General features: G+C 63.8%; 15 protein-coding genes and 1 pseudogene. 14 read left to right on the forward strand and 2 right to left on the reverse strand.

Going from position 1 to position 17,016, the window contains the following annotated elements; translation table 11 throughout:
* Window positions 1–235 precede the first annotated feature (235 nt).
* The 11 genes and pseudogenes from JMY29_RS16805 (at window position 236) to JMY29_RS16855 (ending at window position 11,754) form a co-directional block, all read left to right on the forward strand.
* Window positions 236–1,039, forward strand: a complete 804-nt coding sequence (locus tag JMY29_RS16805) for a hydroxypyruvate isomerase family protein (RefSeq protein WP_189076681.1) — start codon at window positions 236–238, stop codon at window positions 1,037–1,039.
* A gap of 76 nt (window positions 1,040–1,115) precedes the next feature.
* Window positions 1,116–2,000, forward strand: a pseudogene (locus JMY29_RS16810) (2-hydroxy-3-oxopropionate reductase); the annotation flags it as partial.
* Window positions 2,001–2,119: 119 nt separating this feature from the next.
* Complete coding sequence (gene gcl / locus JMY29_RS16815) at window positions 2,120–3,895, forward strand: glyoxylate carboligase (protein WP_189076683.1); 1,776 nt, start codon at window positions 2,120–2,122, stop codon at window positions 3,893–3,895.
* A 25-nt stretch (window positions 3,896–3,920) separates the two neighbouring features.
* A complete protein-coding gene (locus JMY29_RS16820) occupies window positions 3,921–5,087 on the forward strand; it encodes a glycerate kinase (RefSeq protein WP_189076684.1) in 1,167 nt (388 codons plus the stop codon).
* Window positions 5,080–6,429 (forward strand): allantoinase AllB, encoded by a 1,350-nt coding sequence (gene allB, locus JMY29_RS16825; RefSeq protein ID WP_064722769.1) that lies wholly within the window; start codon window positions 5,080–5,082, stop codon window positions 6,427–6,429. Before JMY29_RS16820 ends, allB begins: the two co-directional genes overlap by 8 nt.
* Window positions 6,430–6,440: 11 nt before the next feature.
* Window positions 6,441–7,166, forward strand: a complete 726-nt coding sequence (locus tag JMY29_RS16830) for a winged helix-turn-helix domain-containing protein (protein ID WP_189076685.1) — start codon at window positions 6,441–6,443, stop codon at window positions 7,164–7,166.
* Window positions 7,167–7,247: 81 nt separating this feature from the next.
* Window positions 7,248–7,715 (forward strand): thioredoxin-dependent thiol peroxidase, encoded by a 468-nt coding sequence (gene bcp / locus JMY29_RS16835; protein ID WP_018778731.1) that lies wholly within the window; start codon window positions 7,248–7,250, stop codon window positions 7,713–7,715.
* A gap of 178 nt (window positions 7,716–7,893) precedes the next feature.
* On the forward strand, window positions 7,894–9,012 hold the full coding sequence (locus tag JMY29_RS16840) for a PP2C family protein-serine/threonine phosphatase (protein WP_110505498.1): 1,119 nt from the start codon (window positions 7,894–7,896) through the stop codon (window positions 9,010–9,012).
* A gap of 19 nt (window positions 9,013–9,031) precedes the next feature.
* Window positions 9,032–11,020 (forward strand): glycosyltransferase family 2 protein, encoded by a 1,989-nt coding sequence (locus JMY29_RS16845; protein ID WP_189076686.1) that lies wholly within the window; start codon window positions 9,032–9,034, stop codon window positions 11,018–11,020.
* On the forward strand, window positions 11,010–11,342 hold the full coding sequence (locus tag JMY29_RS16850) for an STAS domain-containing protein (protein ID WP_018778728.1): 333 nt from the start codon (window positions 11,010–11,012) through the stop codon (window positions 11,340–11,342). The genes JMY29_RS16845 and JMY29_RS16850 overlap by 11 nt, the downstream gene beginning before the upstream one ends.
* Window positions 11,335–11,754, forward strand: a complete 420-nt coding sequence (locus JMY29_RS16855) for an ATP-binding protein (RefSeq protein ID WP_018778727.1) — start codon at window positions 11,335–11,337, stop codon at window positions 11,752–11,754. The genes JMY29_RS16850 and JMY29_RS16855 overlap by 8 nt, the downstream gene beginning before the upstream one ends.
* Before the next feature lie 572 nt (window positions 11,755–12,326).
* On the opposite strand, the gene JMY29_RS16860 is transcribed toward JMY29_RS16855, so the two are convergent.
* Window positions 12,327–13,421, reverse strand: coding sequence for a pyridoxal-phosphate-dependent aminotransferase family protein (locus tag JMY29_RS16860; RefSeq protein WP_026267297.1), 1,095 nt, complete (start codon window positions 13,419–13,421; stop codon window positions 12,327–12,329).
* A gap of 335 nt (window positions 13,422–13,756) precedes the next feature.
* Here JMY29_RS16860 and JMY29_RS16865 point away from each other — a divergent pair, with 335 nt between their 5' ends.
* A complete protein-coding gene (locus JMY29_RS16865; RefSeq protein WP_189076687.1) occupies window positions 13,757–14,008 on the forward strand; it encodes a hypothetical protein in 252 nt (83 codons plus the stop codon).
* On the forward strand, window positions 13,980–14,375 hold the full coding sequence (locus JMY29_RS16870; protein WP_055972591.1) for a hypothetical protein: 396 nt from the start codon (window positions 13,980–13,982) through the stop codon (window positions 14,373–14,375). The genes JMY29_RS16865 and JMY29_RS16870 overlap by 29 nt, the downstream gene beginning before the upstream one ends.
* A gap of 815 nt (window positions 14,376–15,190) precedes the next feature.
* On the opposite strand, the gene JMY29_RS16875 is transcribed toward JMY29_RS16870, so the two are convergent.
* Window positions 15,191–16,420 carry an MFS transporter gene (locus JMY29_RS16875; protein ID WP_189076688.1) on the reverse strand — a complete coding sequence of 410 codons (1,230 nt, stop codon included), beginning with the start codon at window positions 16,418–16,420 and terminating at the stop codon, window positions 15,191–15,193.
* 62 nt (window positions 16,421–16,482) lie between these two features.
* Between JMY29_RS16875 and JMY29_RS16880 the strand changes: the two genes are divergently transcribed.
* The gene (locus tag JMY29_RS16880) at window positions 16,483–16,944 is read left to right on the forward strand and encodes a winged helix-turn-helix transcriptional regulator (protein WP_189076689.1); all 462 of its coding nucleotides are present in this window, start codon (window positions 16,483–16,485) and stop codon (window positions 16,942–16,944) included.
* Window positions 16,945–17,016 lie beyond the last annotated feature (72 nt).

A 17,016-nucleotide genomic window follows, 5' to 3' on the forward strand; every position in this document is an offset into this window, starting at 1 on the left:
AGCACTCCCCGGGCTTTCGATGAGGCGGAGTGTCAGGCCGCTTGACCCCCGTAGCACTAGACGGACGCGAGTTGTTGCCCCGCGGGCAAGCTCCCCTTGACTCCCACCCCCACCTTCCCTAAACTTTTCATAAAGCAGAATCTAAATTCCACAAAGCGGAAACTGAAGCCAAGCACCAAGGCAACAGCCAAGCAGCAGGAAGATAGATCAAAGCCCCTCCTCGGAAGGACCTACGATGACGTACACAGTGAACTGCTCCATCCTCCTGACGGAGCTGCCCTTGCTCGAGCGCCCCGCCGCCGCGAAGGCAGCCGGTTTTGACGCCGTCGAGTTCTGGTGGCCCTTCGCCACTTCGGTTCCCACCGACAAAGAGACAACCGAGTTTGAAACCGCCATCAAGGACGCCGGCGTTCAGCTCACGGGCCTGAACTTCAACGCCGGCAACATGCCCGGCGGCGACCGCGGCCTGGTGTCCTGGAAGGGACGTTGCTCCGAGTTCAAGGACAACATCGACGTCGTGGCCGGCATCGGTGAGCGCCTCGGCTGCAAGGCCTTCAACGCCCTCTACGGCAACCGCCAGGACGAGTTCACCCCTGAAGAGCAGGACGAACTCGCCGCCAAGAACCTCGCCGCAGCAGCTGCCGGCGTCGCACGTATTGGCGGAACTGTCCTCCTCGAACCGGTCAGCGGCGCACCCAAGTACCCGCTCCTCACCGCCGAAGACGCACTCAAGGTCATCGCCCGCGTCAAGGCAGAATCCGGCGCACAGAACATCAAGCTCCTCGCCGACTTCTACCACCTGGCAGTCAACGGCGACGACGTCGAATCCGTCATCGAGAACCACGCCAAGGACTTCGGCCACATCCAGATCGCCGACAACCCCGGCCGCGGAGCTCCCGGAACCGGCACGCTCCCCCTCGGCGAATGGATCGCCCGCAGCCGCGAACTCGGCTACGACGGCTACATCGGCCTCGAGTACAAGGAACCGCAGGAAACGGCTTTCAGCTGGGCCATCCGCCAGCGCGCCAACGCCAACTAACGACGGCGGCACTCACCAAAGCGCGGTGTTCACCAAATAGCCCGCACGAGTTAAAACAAAGACTTTCAGAAAGAGAACCACAATGAGCAACGTTGCAGTCATCGGACTCGGAATCATGGGCCTCCCCATGGCCATCAACCTCGTCAAGGCCGGCCACACGGTCACCGGTTTCAACCGCAGCCAGAACAAGATCGACAAGCTCGTCTCCGAGGGCGGCCAGGGTGCCACCAGCATCGCGGACGCAGTCAAGGACGCCGACGTCGTCATCACCATGGTCCCGGACTCCCCCGATGTTGAGGGTGTAGTCAGCGGCAAGGACGGCGTCTTCGCCAACGCGAAGAAGGGCACCATCTGGATCGACGCGTCCAGCATCCGCCCGGACGTCGCCAAGCGTCTCTCGGACGACGCAGTCGCAGCAGGCATCCGCCCGCTCGACGCTCCCGTATCCGGTGGCGAGCAGGGCGCCATCGACGCCGTCCTGTCCATCATGGTCGGCGGCTCCGCGGAGGACTTCGAGGCAGCACAGGATGTCCTCAACGCAGTGGGCAAGACCATCGTCCACGTCGGCCCGTCCGGCTCCGGCCAGACCGTCAAGGCAGCCAACCAGCTGATCGTAGCCGTCAACATCCAGGTCCTCGGCGAGGCCATCGCCTTCCTTGAGGCCTACGGCGTAGACACCGACGCAGCACTGAAGGTCCTCGGCGGCGGCTTGGCCGGCTCCAAGGTCCTCGAGCAGAAGGGTCAGAAGATGCTCGACCGTAACTTCGACCCCGGCTTCCGCCTGGCCCTCCACCACAAGGACCTCGGCATCGTCACCTCCGCAGCCCGCGAAGCCAACGTCGCTGTCCCGCTCGGCGCCGTCGTCGCCCAGCTCGTCGCCGCAACCGTCAGCCAGGGCGACGGCGGCCTCGACCACTCGGGCCTCTTCAAGCAGGTCCTCCAGCTCAGCGGCCGGAAGTAACCAGCCCCCACGGCAAAGAGTTTGTGTACAGCTAACGCCCGGAAAACACCTTCTAGAAGGCGTTATCTGTACACAAACTCGCTTCAGCACACCCAAAAACAGACTTCAAGGAGTACACCATGGCAAAGATGCGCACCGTTGATGCGGCAGTCGCCATCCTGGAAAAGGAAGGCGCAACCGAAGCTTTCGGTCTGCCCGGCGCAGCGATCAACCCCTTCTACTCAGCAATGCGTGCCCACGGCGGCATCCGGCACACGCTGGCCCGCCACGTCGAAGGCGCCAGCCACATGGCTGACGGCTACAGCCGCGCCGCTGATGGCAACATCGGCATCTGCATCGGCACGTCGGGCCCCGCTGGCACGGACATGATCACCGGACTGTACGCAGCCCAGGCTGATTCCATCCCGATCCTCTGCATCACCGGCCAGGCACCCGTTGCCAAGCTGCACAAGGAAGACTTCCAGGCTGTGGACATCGAGTCCATCGCCAAGCCGTTGACCAAGTTCGCCATGACCATCCTGGAGCCGGGCCAGGTTCCCGGCGCGTTCCAGAAGGCGTTCCAGCTGATGCGCTCGGGTCGCCCGGGCCCGGTCCTGCTGGACCTGCCCATCGACGTTCAGATGGCCGAGATCGAGTTCGACATCGACGCCTACGAGCCCCTGCCCGTGGAGAAGCCAAAGGCCTCCCGCAAGCAGCTCGAAAAGGCACTGGACCTGCTGACCGCAGCCAAGCACCCGCTGATCGTTGCCGGTGGCGGCATCATCAACGCCGGCGCTTCGGCCCAGCTGGTTGAGCTGGCCGAGATCCTGAACGTTCCCGTAATCCCCACCCTGATGGGTTGGGGCGCCATCCCGGACGACCACCAGCTGATGGCCGGCATGGTTGGCCTGCAGACCTCGCACCGCTACGGCAACGAGACCTTCCTGCAGAGCGACTTCGTCATTGGCATCGGCAACCGTTGGGCCAACCGACACACCGGCGGCCTGGACACCTACACGGCCGGCCGTAAGTTCGTGCACATCGACATCGAGCCGACGCAGATCGGTCGCGTGTTCTCTCCGGACTTGGGCATTGCGTCCGACGCCGGTGCGGCGCTGGACGGTCTGTTGGAGCTGGCTCGCGAGCGTCAGGCAGCTAAGTCCCTGCCGGACTACTCGGTTTGGGTTGCCGAGTGCCAGGAGCGCAAGGGTTCCCTGCACCGCAAGACCAACTTCGACAACGTGCCCATCAAGCCGCAGCGCGTGTACCAGGAGATGAACAAGGCCTTCGGCCGCGACACCACCTACGTGTCCACCATTGGCCTGTCGCAGATCGCCGGCGCGCAGATGCTGCACGTGTTCGGTGCCCGCAAGTGGATCAACGCCGGCCAGGCCGGCCCGCTGGGTTGGACCGCTCCGGCAGCACTCGGCGTAGTGAGGGGCACCCCGGATGCCACAGTTGTTGCCCTGTCCGGTGACTACGACTTCCAGTTCATGATCGAGGAACTGGCCGTCGGCGCACAGTTCAACCTGCCGTACATCCACGTTGTGGTGAACAACAGCTACCTGGGCCTGATCCGTCAGAGCCAGCGCGGCTTCAACATGGAACAGAACGTTTCCCTGGCTTTCGAAAACATCAACAGCCCGGAGACAAACGGCTACGGCGTTGACCACATCAAGGTTGCCGAGGGCTTGGGCGTCAAGGCCATCCGCGTTGAGGATCCCAACGATCTACCCGCCGCTTTCGACAAGGCCAAGGCACTGATGGGCGAGTTCAAGGTTCCCGTGGTTGTTGAAGTGATCCTGGAAAAGATCACCAACATCTCCATGGGCGTTGAGATCAACGGCGTGAACGAGTTCGAAGAGCTGGCAGAAACCGCGGCGGACGCACCCACCGCGATCCTGGCCAAAGCGTAAGTAAGTAAAGGAAGGAGGCACCGGAATGCGTGTTGTCATCGCCCCGGACAAATTCAAGGGCTCGCTGTCCGCGCCCGACGTCGCCGAGCACCTGGCAACAGGCCTGCTGGCGGGGTTCGGCCACGGCATTGAAGCAACACGCATTCCGGTGGCCGACGGCGGCGAAGGAACCATCGACGCCGCCATCGGCTCCGGCTTCACCCGCCGGACCACCACCGTCACCGGCCCGCTCGGCGAGCCTGTGAAAGCCGACTTCGCGGTGCGGGACCAGGAAGCTGTCATCGAAATGGCGGCAGCTTCCGGTCTCGCCCTCCTCCCGGACGGCCCCACGTCCCAGACGGCCAAGACAGCCACCAGCATCGGCACGGGCGAACTCATCCGCGCCGCGCTGGACCTCGGCTGCCGCAAGATCATTCTGGGTGTCGGAGGCAGCGCCAACACCGACGCCGGCGCGGGAGTCCTGCAGGGCCTCGGCGCCGTCTTCCTGGACGAGAACGGCAACGAGCTCCCCGGCGGCGGTGCCGCCTTGGCACAGCTGAACAGCATCGACTTCTCCAACTTCGACGTCCGCGTCGAGGCAACGGAGTTCGTGTTGGCGTCCGACGTCGACAATCCCCTTCTGGGGGCCAGCGGAGCCCCAGCCATCTTCGGTCCGCAAAAAGGCGCGACGCCGGACGACGTCACCGAACTGGATGCCGCAGCAAGCCACTTCGTCGACGTCCTCGCAGCCACCACCGGACACCATGCCAAGTACGCCGCCAAGGCAGAAGGCGCTGGAGCCGCAGGCGGCGTTGGCTACATTGCCATCGCGGCACTGAAGGCAGAGCGGCGGCCGGGCATCGACGTCGTGCTTGAATTCACTGAACTCGAGCGCAGGCTCAAGGGCGCCGACCTGGTGATCACCGGAGAAGGCAGCCTGGACGAGCAAAGCCTGCTCGGCAAGACGCCCATGGGTGTCTCGCGGGCGGCACAAAGGGCCGGGGTTCCCGTGATCGCAGTGTGCGGCCGGAGTACCCTGAGCCGGGAACAACTCACGGATGCCGGCTTCCACACGGTCCACGCACTGACCGATCTGGAAAAAGATGTCCAAAAATGTATCGCTGAAGCAGGTCCGTTGCTTGAACAATTAGGGAAGCACATAGGCGTGTACCTGGCGGAACGGACCGAAAACAAGGAGTACCTCAATGTCTGAAGCAATCGGCGCCTATGACCTCGTTATCCGGGGCCAGCGCATCCTGACCACCGCCGGCCTCGCAGCCCGCGAAGTTGGCATCCGCGACGGCGTCATCGTCGCCATCGAACCCTTGGGCAACGGCCTGACGGGCGACGAGGTCATCGAACTCGCAGACGACGAAACCCTCATCCCCGGCCTGGTGGACACCCACGTCCACGTCAACGAGCCCGGCCGCACCGAGTGGGAAGGCTTCGCCTCCGCCACCCGTGCAGCAGCAGCCGGCGGCGTGACCACCATCATCGACATGCCGCTGAACAGCATCCCGCCCACCACCACCGTGGACGGCCTGGAACAGAAGCGCGTTGTCGCCAAGGACCAGGCGTTCGTGGACGTCGGCTTCTGGGGCGGTGCCATCCCCGGCAACAAGGCCGACCTCCGCCCGCTGCACGACGAAGGCGTCTTCGGCTTCAAGTGCTTCCTCCTTCACTCCGGCGTGGACGAATTCCCGCACCTGGACGCGGACGAGATGGAAGAGGACATGAAGGAACTCAAGTCCTTCGACTCCCTCATGATCGTCCACGCCGAGGACTCCCACGCGATCGACCGCGCCCCGCACCCGGGCGGCGACCACTACGAGACCTTCCTGGCCTCCCGTCCCCGCGGCGCCGAGAACAAGGCCATCGCCGAGGTCATCGAACGCGCCCGCTGGACCGGCGCCCGCGCCCACATCCTGCACCTCTCCTCCTCCGACGCGCTTCCCATGATCGCTTCGGCAAAGCGCGACGGCGTCAACCTCACCGTTGAGACCTGCCCGCACTACCTGACGCTCATGGCCGAAGAAATCCCCGACGGCGCCACGGCCTACAAGTGCTGCCCACCCATCCGCGAGGCCTCCAACCGCGAGCTCCTCTGGAAGGGCCTGCAGGACGGCACCATCGACTGCATCGTCTCGGACCACTCCCCCTCCACACTGGACCTCAAGGACCTGGAAAACGGCGACTTCGCAGTGGCCTGGGGCGGCGTTTCCTCGCTTCAGCTTGGCCTGTCCCTGATCTGGACCGAAGCCCGCCACCGCGGCATCCCGCTGGAACAGGTCGTCTCGTGGATGGCTGAGAAGCCCGCCGCCCTGGCCCGCCTGCACAACAAGGGCCAGCTCGCCCTGGGCTACGACGCCGACTTCTCCATCTTCGCTCCGGACGAGGCCTTCGTCGTGGACGTCACCAAGCTCAAGCACAAGAACCCGATCACGCCGTACGACGGCCGTCCGCTGGCCGGCGTCGTCCGCAAGACGTACCTGCGCGGCACCCCGATCGACGGCCAGAACCCCGGCGGCAAGCTGCTCCGCCGCGGCAACGTTTAGGGTCCAGCGCCATGGCAGTCAATGCCTACGGGCCGCCCCCGTCGCGCGGTTCTTCCGCGCGGCGGCCCGGCTTGAACGCGCGCGGCCTGGCACTTTGGGTCAACCCGGCCGAGGGCGACGAGATCGATCCTGAAGTCTGGGAGCGGGCAGCACGACTTGTGCTGGCCCGCGCCATGAAACTTGCCCCGGAGGCGGAAGTCCGCATCTGGCCCGCCATCGGGGCACAGCACTCCGGCGTCGGCGACACTTCCTGGGGCGGCACTCCGCAGGAAGCCGCCGACGCCGGTACCAACAGCACACTTTCGCTCGCCGATGCCCTCGCGGAGGCCCGTTCCACGACAGGTTCCGACGGCGGCGACGGCGCCTCAGCGGGCGGCAGCACCGCCGTCGAGCCCGTAACGTTGGCGAGCCGCCGCAGCCAACTTGCGGTGGACCTCGCCGCTGAAGTAGTGCTGCTGGACGGCGAGCCCGTGGCCTTTACTGGCATGGAATACAAGCTGCTCCGCTACCTCGTGGTGAACTGCTCACGGGCCATCAGTCGTGAAGAATTGCAACGTTTCCTGGAGTCATTTGACCTTCCCGGCGCGGCATTTCGCTCGATCGACGTTTATGTTGGAAGGGTGCGGCGGAAGCTAGGCTCCGCCCGACACACCGTCGCCACCGTCCGTGGTGGCGGCTACCAGTTCGTGCCAGGGCCCTATGCCACAGTGCGCGGACCTGCGGAATACAGCATCTAAGTTCGCTGTTCTGTCTTCTAGACAATCCGTTTTTTGAATGACCAATGCCGGCCGTTTGCCGGTGAAACGTAAAGGATCGCCATGACCCAGAAACTCCTCGTCGGAACGCAAGCACCTGACTTTGCGCTGCTCGACGCCGACGGCACCAAGGTCTCGCTGTCCGACTACCGCGGACGCAACGTCATTGTGTACTTCTACCCGAAGGCGGCCACCCCCGGCTGCACCACCGAGGCCTGCGACTTCCGCGACAACCTCGCCAGCCTGCAGGGCAACGGCTACGACGTCATCGGGATCTCCCCGGACGGCCCCGAGGCCCTCGCCAAGTTCACCGGCGAATTCGCATTGACCTTCCCCCTGCTCTCTGACGAAGACCACAAGGTTGCACTGGCCTACGGCGCCTGGGGCGAGAAGCTGGTTGACGGCGAAATCGTCGAAGGCCTGGTCCGCTCCACCGTTGTCCTCGACGGCGAAGGCACTGTGAAGCTCACCCAGTACCAGGTTTCTGCGCAGGGCCACGTCCAGGCGCTCAAGGAAGAGCTGGGCGTCTAACCCTCGCTCACATCCCGCGTGCTTGAACCCGACGCTCGCTCACATCCCGCGTGCTTGAGCGAAACCCTCGGGCAGATAACTGAACAAATCCTGTAACGCCCGCTCACCCATATGAGCGGGCGTTACATATGTCATGACTAAACGTGACAAATACCCAGCATCATTAGTTAATGGAGCCATGGTCTCAACCTCGCCCCCTCGCCATGCTGTCGTCGTCGAAGATGACGCCGACATCCGCGGCCTCCTCGTACTCGTCCTCGAGCAGCTCGACTTCGTGGTGACCGAGGCACCCGACGGTCTTTCCGGCGTCGAGGCCGTCCGCAGGACCAACGCCGAACTGGTGACCCTGGACATCAACCTCCCCGACATCGACGGCATGGAGGTTTGCCGCCGCCTCCGCGAATTCTCGGATGCCTACGTCCTGATGCTCACCGCCCGGGCCGACGAAATTGACCGCCTCAACGGCTTGGACACCGGCGCGGATGACTACATCAACAAGCCCTTCAGCCCCAAAGAACTCCAAGCCCGCATCCGCGCGCTGTTCCGTCGGGCCCGCACGCCCGCTGCTCCCGCCGAAGATCCGCGCCAAAGCGACGAACTCGAGCGCGCGGCAGTTGTGCAGCAAAGCCTCCTCCCGCGCGAAACAGTCCGGCTGGACGGATACGACGTCGCCGGCGCCTTCCGTCCGACGCGCAGCGTTGGCGGGGACTTCTACGACTGGTACCAGACCCGCGACGGCATGCACCTGACCTTCGCCGACGCCATGGGCAAGGGAATGGGCGCCGCCCTGATCGCAGCCACCGTCCGTGCCGTGATGCGGTCCGTCGCTGACACGCCCGCCATTGATGACGCCTTCGGTTCCGCCAGCCTCACCATCGCCGCCGACCTCGACCAGTCGGGCTCGTTCGCCACGATGTTCCATGCCCGCCTGGACAGCGCGTCCGGGAAGCTCAGCTATATCGACGCCGGCCACGGACTCGCGCTGCACATTCCGGCTGAGGGGGCGGCACAGAGGCTCATCTCCGCCGGTCCGCCCGTCGGCATCCTGGACGGACAGCACTGGCCGGCTTCGGAGCTGGACCTGGAGCCGGGAGATTCCCTGGTGATCGTCAGCGATGGTGTGCTGGACGCCCACGACTCCCTGGAGGACTTCCTGCGGAACGTCGAGAAAGCCGCGCGTACCGGGACTACCTCGGACGAAGTGTGCGCCGCCCTGCTGGAGCTGGCACCCGCGGCAACAGCCGAAGACGACGTGACCGCCGTCGTCGTCCGCCGCAGACCTGACGCTACGCACTAAAGCCGCAAAAGGGGGGAATGTGACACGATTCTGGACTCGGTTGATCGTTGTCCTGACAGTGATTCTGGGCGTCAACTATGTGGCGTGGCGCTGGATGGCGTCGCTCAATTGGGAGGCGTGGTGGATCGCCGTCCCGCTGGTGATTGCAGAGACGTACAGCCTGATTGACGTGATGTTGTTCGGCCTGACGGTCTGGAATATCAAGTTCCGCAAACCGCCGCCCCCGGCCCCGGACACGGCCACAGTGGACGTCTTCATCACCACGTACAACGAACCCCTGGACCTTGTGCTGACGACAGCCCTGGCCGCCAAGAAGATCACCTGGCCGCACAGCACCTGGATCCTCGACGACGGCGATCGCCCCGAGATGCGCCAACTCGCCGAATCGCACGGGATCGGCTACGTGACGCGCGGCGCGGACTGGACGCCCGACATGCCGCGGCACGCCAAAGCCGGCAACCTGAACAACGCGCTCATGATCACCTCGGGCGAGTACCTGTTGATCCTCGACGCCGACCAGATCCCCGAGCCGGACATCCTGGACAAGACGCTGGGCTACTTCAACGACGACCGCGTGGCCCTGGTCCAGACCCCGCAGTACTTCATCAACGTCCCCGCCGACGATCCCCTGGGCAGCCAGGCACCCCTGTTCTACGGCCCCATCCAGCAGGGCAAGGACGGCTGGAACGCCGCGTTCTTCTGCGGCTCCAACGCGATCCTGCGCAGGGAAGCGCTCATGCAGCTGGGCCTGGTGGGCTACGTGAAGGCCACGGAGAAGAGCGTCCGCCGCGCCCTCGCAGCGTCCCGGACCGCCATCAAGAAGGCGCGTCGCTCTGCTGAGGATGAGAACCCGCTGGTGGAGCAGATGCTGAACGAGGTTGAGGCCGCCACGGAATCCGCCCAGAAGGAACTCGAAGCCGGAGCATCCCTGAGCGAGATCACCTACCGGGTCCGCCGCAAAGTGGACGACGCCGTCCGAACCCTCGTGGCCGCCGACTTCTCCGCGCTCCAATCCGACCTCGAAGAAATCGCCGCGATGGAACTGGCCCACGTCGGTGAGTCGGGCGTCACCACCGTGGCGAGTGACGCCGTCGACCGTATGTCAGGGCGCGACTGGTCCCCTCTGGGTGCGCTCGAGTCCGTCCACGCCGTCCTGGACGCCATCTCGGTGGAACGCACCGACGAAGCCCAGCCGATCATGCCCCTGGCCACCATCTCGGTCACCGAGGACATGGCCACCGCAATGCGCCTGCACGGCCTGGGCTGGAAGAGCGTGTACCACCACGAAATCCTGGCCAACGGACTGGCGCCCGAGGACATCAAGACCATGCTGACCCAACGCCTCCGCTGGGCCCAAGGCACCATCCAGGTCCTGCTCCGCGAGAACCCCCTGGTGCAGCGTCGTCTGTCGTGGGGCCAACGGCTCATGTACTTCTCCACCATGTGGAGCTACCTGAGCGGCTTCGCGGCCGTTATCTACTTCGCCGCGCCCATCATCTACCTGACGCTGGGCATCCTTCCGGTCAGCAGCTTGAGCTACGACTTCTTCATCCGCTTCATCCCGTTCATGGTGGTGAACCAGTTGCTGTTCCTGGTGGCCGGGCACGGGATTCCCACCTGGCGGGGGCAGCAATACAGCCTCGCGCTGTTCCCCACCTGGATCAAGGCCTGCACGACGGCGGCCCGCAACGTTTGGTTCGGCCGTCCCCTTGGGTTCGCGGTCACCCCCAAGGCGCGGCAGAGCGGCGGCCCGAGTTGGAGCCTCATCCGCCCGCAGATCATCGTGGCTGTGCTGCTGACTGTTGCGTTGATTGTCGGCCTAATCCGGTTGCTCGCCGGAATGTCCGAGCCTCTGGGGACACTGGTGAACGTGGCCTGGGTGGCGTTCGACCTCGTGGTCCTGAGCGTGCTGGTCAAGGCAGTTTTGTACAAGGGTTTTGTGCCTGAAAATGGGCCCGAGCATGGTGGGCCGGAACGCCCGGAGGAAAGGAAAGCAGATGCCGTTTAGCTATGAGGTCAAGGACTCCTACGCGGAGGTGAAGAGCGTGGGCCGGCTGAACATGGTGGCCGCGCCCAAGCTGCGTGAGGTAGTGAATGAGGTGGTGGCCGGCGGGTCCAGCCGCGTCGTGGTCAACCTGGCCGAAACGGACTTCATGGATTCCTCGGGCCTGGGGGCGCTCATTGGCTGCCTCAAAGCTGCACGCCAGGCCGGTGGTGACCTTCGGATCGCGGCCGTTCAACCGCAGGTCAAAATGGTCCTGGAACTGACCAACATGGATCGCGTCCTCACTGCCTACCCCACGGCCGAAGCCGCGTTCGGCGATGACTGACGTACTCGCCCGGCGAGGATACCACGGGCCCTCCAACGAAGACGCCATCGAAGCCATCCATAACGAGCTCGACTCCCTGTGGGACGACGCCTCCTTTGTGCCCGACATGGACAGGATGACGTTCGCCACCGCCGTGATCGAAGCAGCGGCGAACATCGTCCAGCACGCCCTTCCTGTGGCTGAGAAGCCGGTGGAGATCGACGTCGACATCAGCGTCCGCCCGGCCCGACTCATTGCCCGGGTGAGTGCCTTTAATGCCCGGGAACCGTTCGCCGACGACATGCAGGCCTCGATGCCCGATGCGGAGGCAGAGTCCGGACGTGGGCTGGCGCTGATCGAAGCTTTGGTGACGACGGTGACGTTCGAGCGCCAGGACGGCACGAACACCTGGATCCTGACCCGCAACACCTGACCCTTGCTCACATCCCAAGTGCTTCAACCCAACCCTTACTCACATCCCAAGTGCTTCAACCCAACCCTTCCTCACACCCAAGTGCTTCAACCCAACGCTTACTCACAACCCGGGCGCCTCAACCCAACGCTTACTCACAACCCGGGCGCCTCAACCCAACGCTTACTCACAACCCAAGTGCTTCAACCCAACCCTCCGTCACAACCTCGGCTTTTGAGCCGCAACGCGTTTTCTTGACCCTTCGCCAAGCGCAACGCAGCGTGGAAGCGCTCGGAGGATCCGCCGTCGAGCGTTCCAGTGAACCGGGTGTCCAGGTAACCGCAGCACGGCCCGGAAGACGAGCAGACGTCGAGTTCAAACACGCGGGATGTGAGCAAGCGTCAGGACCAAACACGCGGAACGTGAGCAAGCGTCGGATTCAAACACGCGGGATGTGAGCAAGCGTCGGATTCAAACCCGCGGGATGTGAGCAAGCGTCAGGACCAAACCCGAGGAATGTGAGCAAGCGTCAGGACCAAACACGCGGGATGTGAGCAAGCGTCAGGACCAAACACGCGGGATGTGAGCGAGCGTCAGGCCTTGGCGATCGCTTCCTTCAGCGCACCGAGCACCAGGGTCACCGAGGCACTGTTGGCGTTCGGGCCCATCATGCCGATGCGCCACACCGTATCCGCAAACTCCCCAACCCCCGAGCCGATCTCCATGCTGAAGTTCTCCAGGAGGTAGGCGCGGACGGCAGCCGAGTTGACGCCGTCGGGCACTTTGACCGTGGTGAGGCTCGGCAGTCGGGAGCCCTCGGCGGCAAACAGCTCGAGCCCCATTTCCTGCAACCCGTCCTGCAAAGCGGCGCCCGCCGCCCGGTGCCGCGCCTGCACAACGTCCAGGCCCTCCGCCAGGATGCGGTCCAGCGCGGCTTCGAGGCCTGCGATCATCGTGACCGGCGCAGTGTGGTGGTACGTCCGGGCTCCGCTCGCCGCGCCAACGTAACCGCCGAGCAGGCCAATGTCGAGGTACCAGGAGCGGGGGTCCTTGACACGGCGTTCGAAGGCGCGGTCGGACACAGTGAACGGCGAGAGGCCCGGCGGAACGCCGAGGCACTTCTGGGTTCCGGCGTATCCGACGTCGATCCCCCAGTCGTCTGCCAACAGCTCCAGTCCGCCGATGGAGGTGACTGCGTCGGTGATGAGCAGGGCGTCGCCCTTGCCCGCACCGAGGGCAGCGATGTCGGAGAGCACACCCACGGAGGTCTCGGCGTGAACCGCGGCGATGACCTTGGGATTGGGGTGCGCTGAGAGAACGCGGTCGGCGTCCACCGGCTGGCCCCACTCGTGATCCACGCGAACAACCGTTGCCCCGCAGCGCCGGGCGACCTCGCACATGCGCACCCCGAATAGTCCGTTGACAGCGATGACTGCCACGTCGCCGTCGGACACTGTGTTCACGAAGGCTGCTTCCATCCCGCCTGAACCGGTGGCACTCAACGGAAGAGTACGCGCGTTGGAGGTGCCCCAGACGGTTCGGAGTCCCTCGCAAGTGTGGTCGAGGCGCTCGATGAACACAGGGTCGAGATGACCCAGTACGGGGTACGCCAACGCGGCCATGGCTTCGGGGTAGCAATTGCTCGGACCGGGACCGAACAGGAACCTGGACGTCAGAATGTCTGGCATGGCGAACTCCTTCAGCTGGTTGAGGTCATTCTGCCCCAGCATGCTGGGCGGAGCGAACCGCTATGCCGAGGTTCAGGCTGATCAGGGTTTGGTTCAGCAATCGACTGGTCTGTTTGAGCGGTATGCACCATCGACATAATTCGCAGAATATCGAGGGTTTTACCGGTCGGATGGCATCATGGCCTTAGTTCGGGGAATGCCATACGCGAGCGGGACCAAGATGGGCGTAAGCCTGATTCCGTGCCGCATGCTGAAAGAATCGGGGATCTTTTGAAAAAACATAACGTGGGTCTGAAAGCTGTCTTTCTCCTTGCGGCGGCCATTGCAACTTCATCATGTTCAGCGCCCCCCGCCGCCGCTCCGGCTGCGCCCAGCTCGTCAAACCCGGCTGCTTCCAGCCCCAGCGCAACAAATTCTTCGTCCCCTTCCTCAGCAAGTTCCTCAAGCAGCGACCCAACACCATCCAAAACCTCGTCTTCGGCGCGAGCAACGCCTTCCAGCTCTTCCGGCGCTTCGGCTTCCTCCGGTGCAGTTTCCACGGAGAAGGCAGGTTCGAGTTTGTCACTGTCCAACTTCTTCGAGCCTGAAAGCAATTGGACGGAGAACCGATTCGATGTCGCGGATAAATCGGGAGTCAGCGGTATCGCCACTACCATCAGCGGCTACGGCGATGCCCAGATGCTTGAGCTCCGGCTGGCGAACAACTTCGACACTTTGTCTTTCAACGTCGGTCAAGCCAACGATTCCAAGTCTTCGGACAAAATACTCGTTGTCAGGGTTGTGGGTAACGGCAAGCAATTGGATGTCAGGAAAGTGCCGTTCAACACCATCCAGGAAATCTCAGTCCCGGCAAAGAATGTCAATGCGTTGAAGATCGAACTGTCACTGGATAAGACGCCAAATCAGGATTCAAAGTCCATCCTGGCTGTGGTTTCTGACGTCACCCTCGACTGACCTCATGAACATCCCCACCCCGCCTGAACGGTCGCCCAACAGCAGTAAGAAGAGCGGGCTTCCGCGCCCGAATTTGGCGACTTGGGCAGCGCTGGCAACTATTGGAGCCCTTGTGGTGGCAGTTGCGACGTTCGTATTGCAGTTTTTTGGGCCTTCATGGGGGCTCGGCGCAAATAACCTTTCGCCGCAAAGTTCAGCATCATCCAGCATTGTGGCGGAAAGCCGGGAATCTCCAGTACCAGGCCCAAGCGCATCCACCAGCCCTGCTGGGCCCTGCCTGGACGATTCCTGGAACCCGGTATCTTGCGACAGGGCACACTCAGCAGAGTTGATTTCAGCGGAAGGCCCCTGCACCCAGGATGCACTGATGTCCTATGCAGGAGGTGCAGCACCATTGGACACCCTCCGGGTCGACCTACAGCCGAAGACGGTAGAAGGGGTCGGCTGCCTCGTAGCATTGCCGGACGGGCTGGGAGTAAGGATAAAAGACGGACTCTCAGGTCGGGATCATGCCGTCCTGAGACGGTGTTCTGACCGGTTCTCACAACGCGACGTGAGCTGTGATCAGCCGCACACGGCCGAGATCGTGTATTCCAATCCGGATCCTGGACTGGCTGAAACGGACTGCAGAGCCCAAGCTGAGGTGTATACCGACAACGCGTTCAGTCGATACGGGACTAAGCTTGAGGTCCTGTCACGCACCTCGGCAGACGATACGACCTGTGTCGTGCAAGTCAAAGGCAGCAACGTACTGACCGGTTCTCTGAGGAACTTGGCCAGCCGAGCACTCCCTATTTCACCTAGCTAGTCTCCGCCTAACCTTGGCTGTTGCGAACCAAGCCCGCCGGCTTCTTGGCGTGCCGGACCCTGTCCGCACCCCACACCGCGAGCGCAAGCAATACGAAGACCGCCCCGAGCACGCTGGCTCCAGCCCAGCCCCAGGCGTCAAACACCGGCGCTACAGCCGCAGCCCCAGCCGCGCTGCCTACTGAATAGAACACCATGTAGCTCCCAATAATGCTGCTGGCTGACTCTTCAGCCCCGGCCACGATCATGGTCTGGCTGCTGACGTGGACAGCCTGGACAGCGGCGTCGAGGACGATGATTCCGGCGATGAACCACAGCAGCGACCAACTTCCCATGGACAAGGCGAGCCATGAACCCAGGAGCGCCGCCAAACTCACCCCTGTGACGCGCTGCCCCCAGCCACGGTCCGCCGCAGCACCGGCTTTGGACGCCGCCAGTATCCCCACGAGCCCGGCCAGCCCGAAGAGCCCGATAGCACCCGGAGGCAGGTTCCAGGCCGGGCTGCCCAGGAGCAGCGACATACCGCTCCACAGCACGCCGAAGGACGCAAAGAGCAGCATGGTAATCAGGGCCCGGGTGCGGAATACGGGATTGTTCCGGGTCAGCACGACGACGGAGCAAACGGGCCGCCAGTAGCGCACCTCTCCCCGGTCGCGGTTGTCGGACGGCAGGGCACGGAAGACCGCGACGGCGAGGACCGCCCCAGCTCCGGCCGCGAGGACGTAGACCGAGCGCCAACCCCAGAGATCCGTCATGCCTCCCGCCACTGTCCGCGCCAGGATGATGCCACTCACGACGCCGGCAGTGACGGTTCCGATGTTTCCTCCCCTTTGCGCGGGGGTGCTTGAGGCGGCGGTGAACGCCACGATGGTCTGCACGACGGACGATGCCAGGCCCAGGAGCAAGAAGCCGACGAGAAGGGCAGCCGGGGAGGACGCCAGGGCTACGGCCGTGGCTCCTGCCGAGGTGGCCCCGATCTGCAAGGCGATGAGTGCCCGGCGGTTCACCAAGTCACCCAGCGGCACCACGAGGACCAGGCCGAGGAGATACCCGGCCTGGGCCGACGCCACCACCCAGCCCACGCCGGCAACAGGAATTCCCACATCCGCTCCGATGCGTTCAAGCAGGGGTTGTCCGTAGTAGAGGTTCGACACCATGAACCCGGCGACGACGGCGAGCAACAGCAAGTGACGACGGCCCAGTCCCGCCGGGGTGCTTGTCTGAATGCCGTTCCTCATAGAGCGCCTCCCGCTAGATGGTTTCAATATGCAACCATATGATCCTATGGCAGAATGGTTTCATGTTGCAACCAATCGACATGGACTGGACAGACCCCGAGTGCCCCGTCGCCAGGGCGGCTGACTTGGTAGGCGATAAGTGGACCTTGCTGATCATCCGGGACTCACTGGACGGCAAACGGCGGTTCTCGGAGTTCCAGAAGTCCCTGGGCGTGGCCAAGAACATCCTCTCGGACCGCCTGCGACTCCTAGTGGACAGGGGGATCCTCGCCCGGATTCCCAACGATCGAGGAACACGGAGCGAGTACGAACTCACAAGTGCCGGGCTCGACCTCTTCACGCTGATCCTCAGCCTCCGGCAATGGGGCGAGCGGAACGCCTTCGGCACCAACGAACGCCACTCCGTCTTGGTCACCCCGGCCACGGGTCAGCCGGTGCCGCAGCTTCGCCCCCTGGGCCCGGACGGCAGCGAGCTCCAGCCCCGGGAGACGCTGGTGGTCAAAGTGGGCCATCCGGCACCGTGACCCGCCCCCAGCTTCCCCCGAATCCAAACTGCTAAGGTTACTCACCAATACCGAAGCCGCCACGATAGGGGA

This window comes from Paenarthrobacter nicotinovorans, from assembly GCF_021919345.1.
GTDB classification, from domain to species: Bacteria; Actinomycetota; Actinomycetes; order Actinomycetales; family Micrococcaceae; genus Arthrobacter; species Arthrobacter nicotinovorans.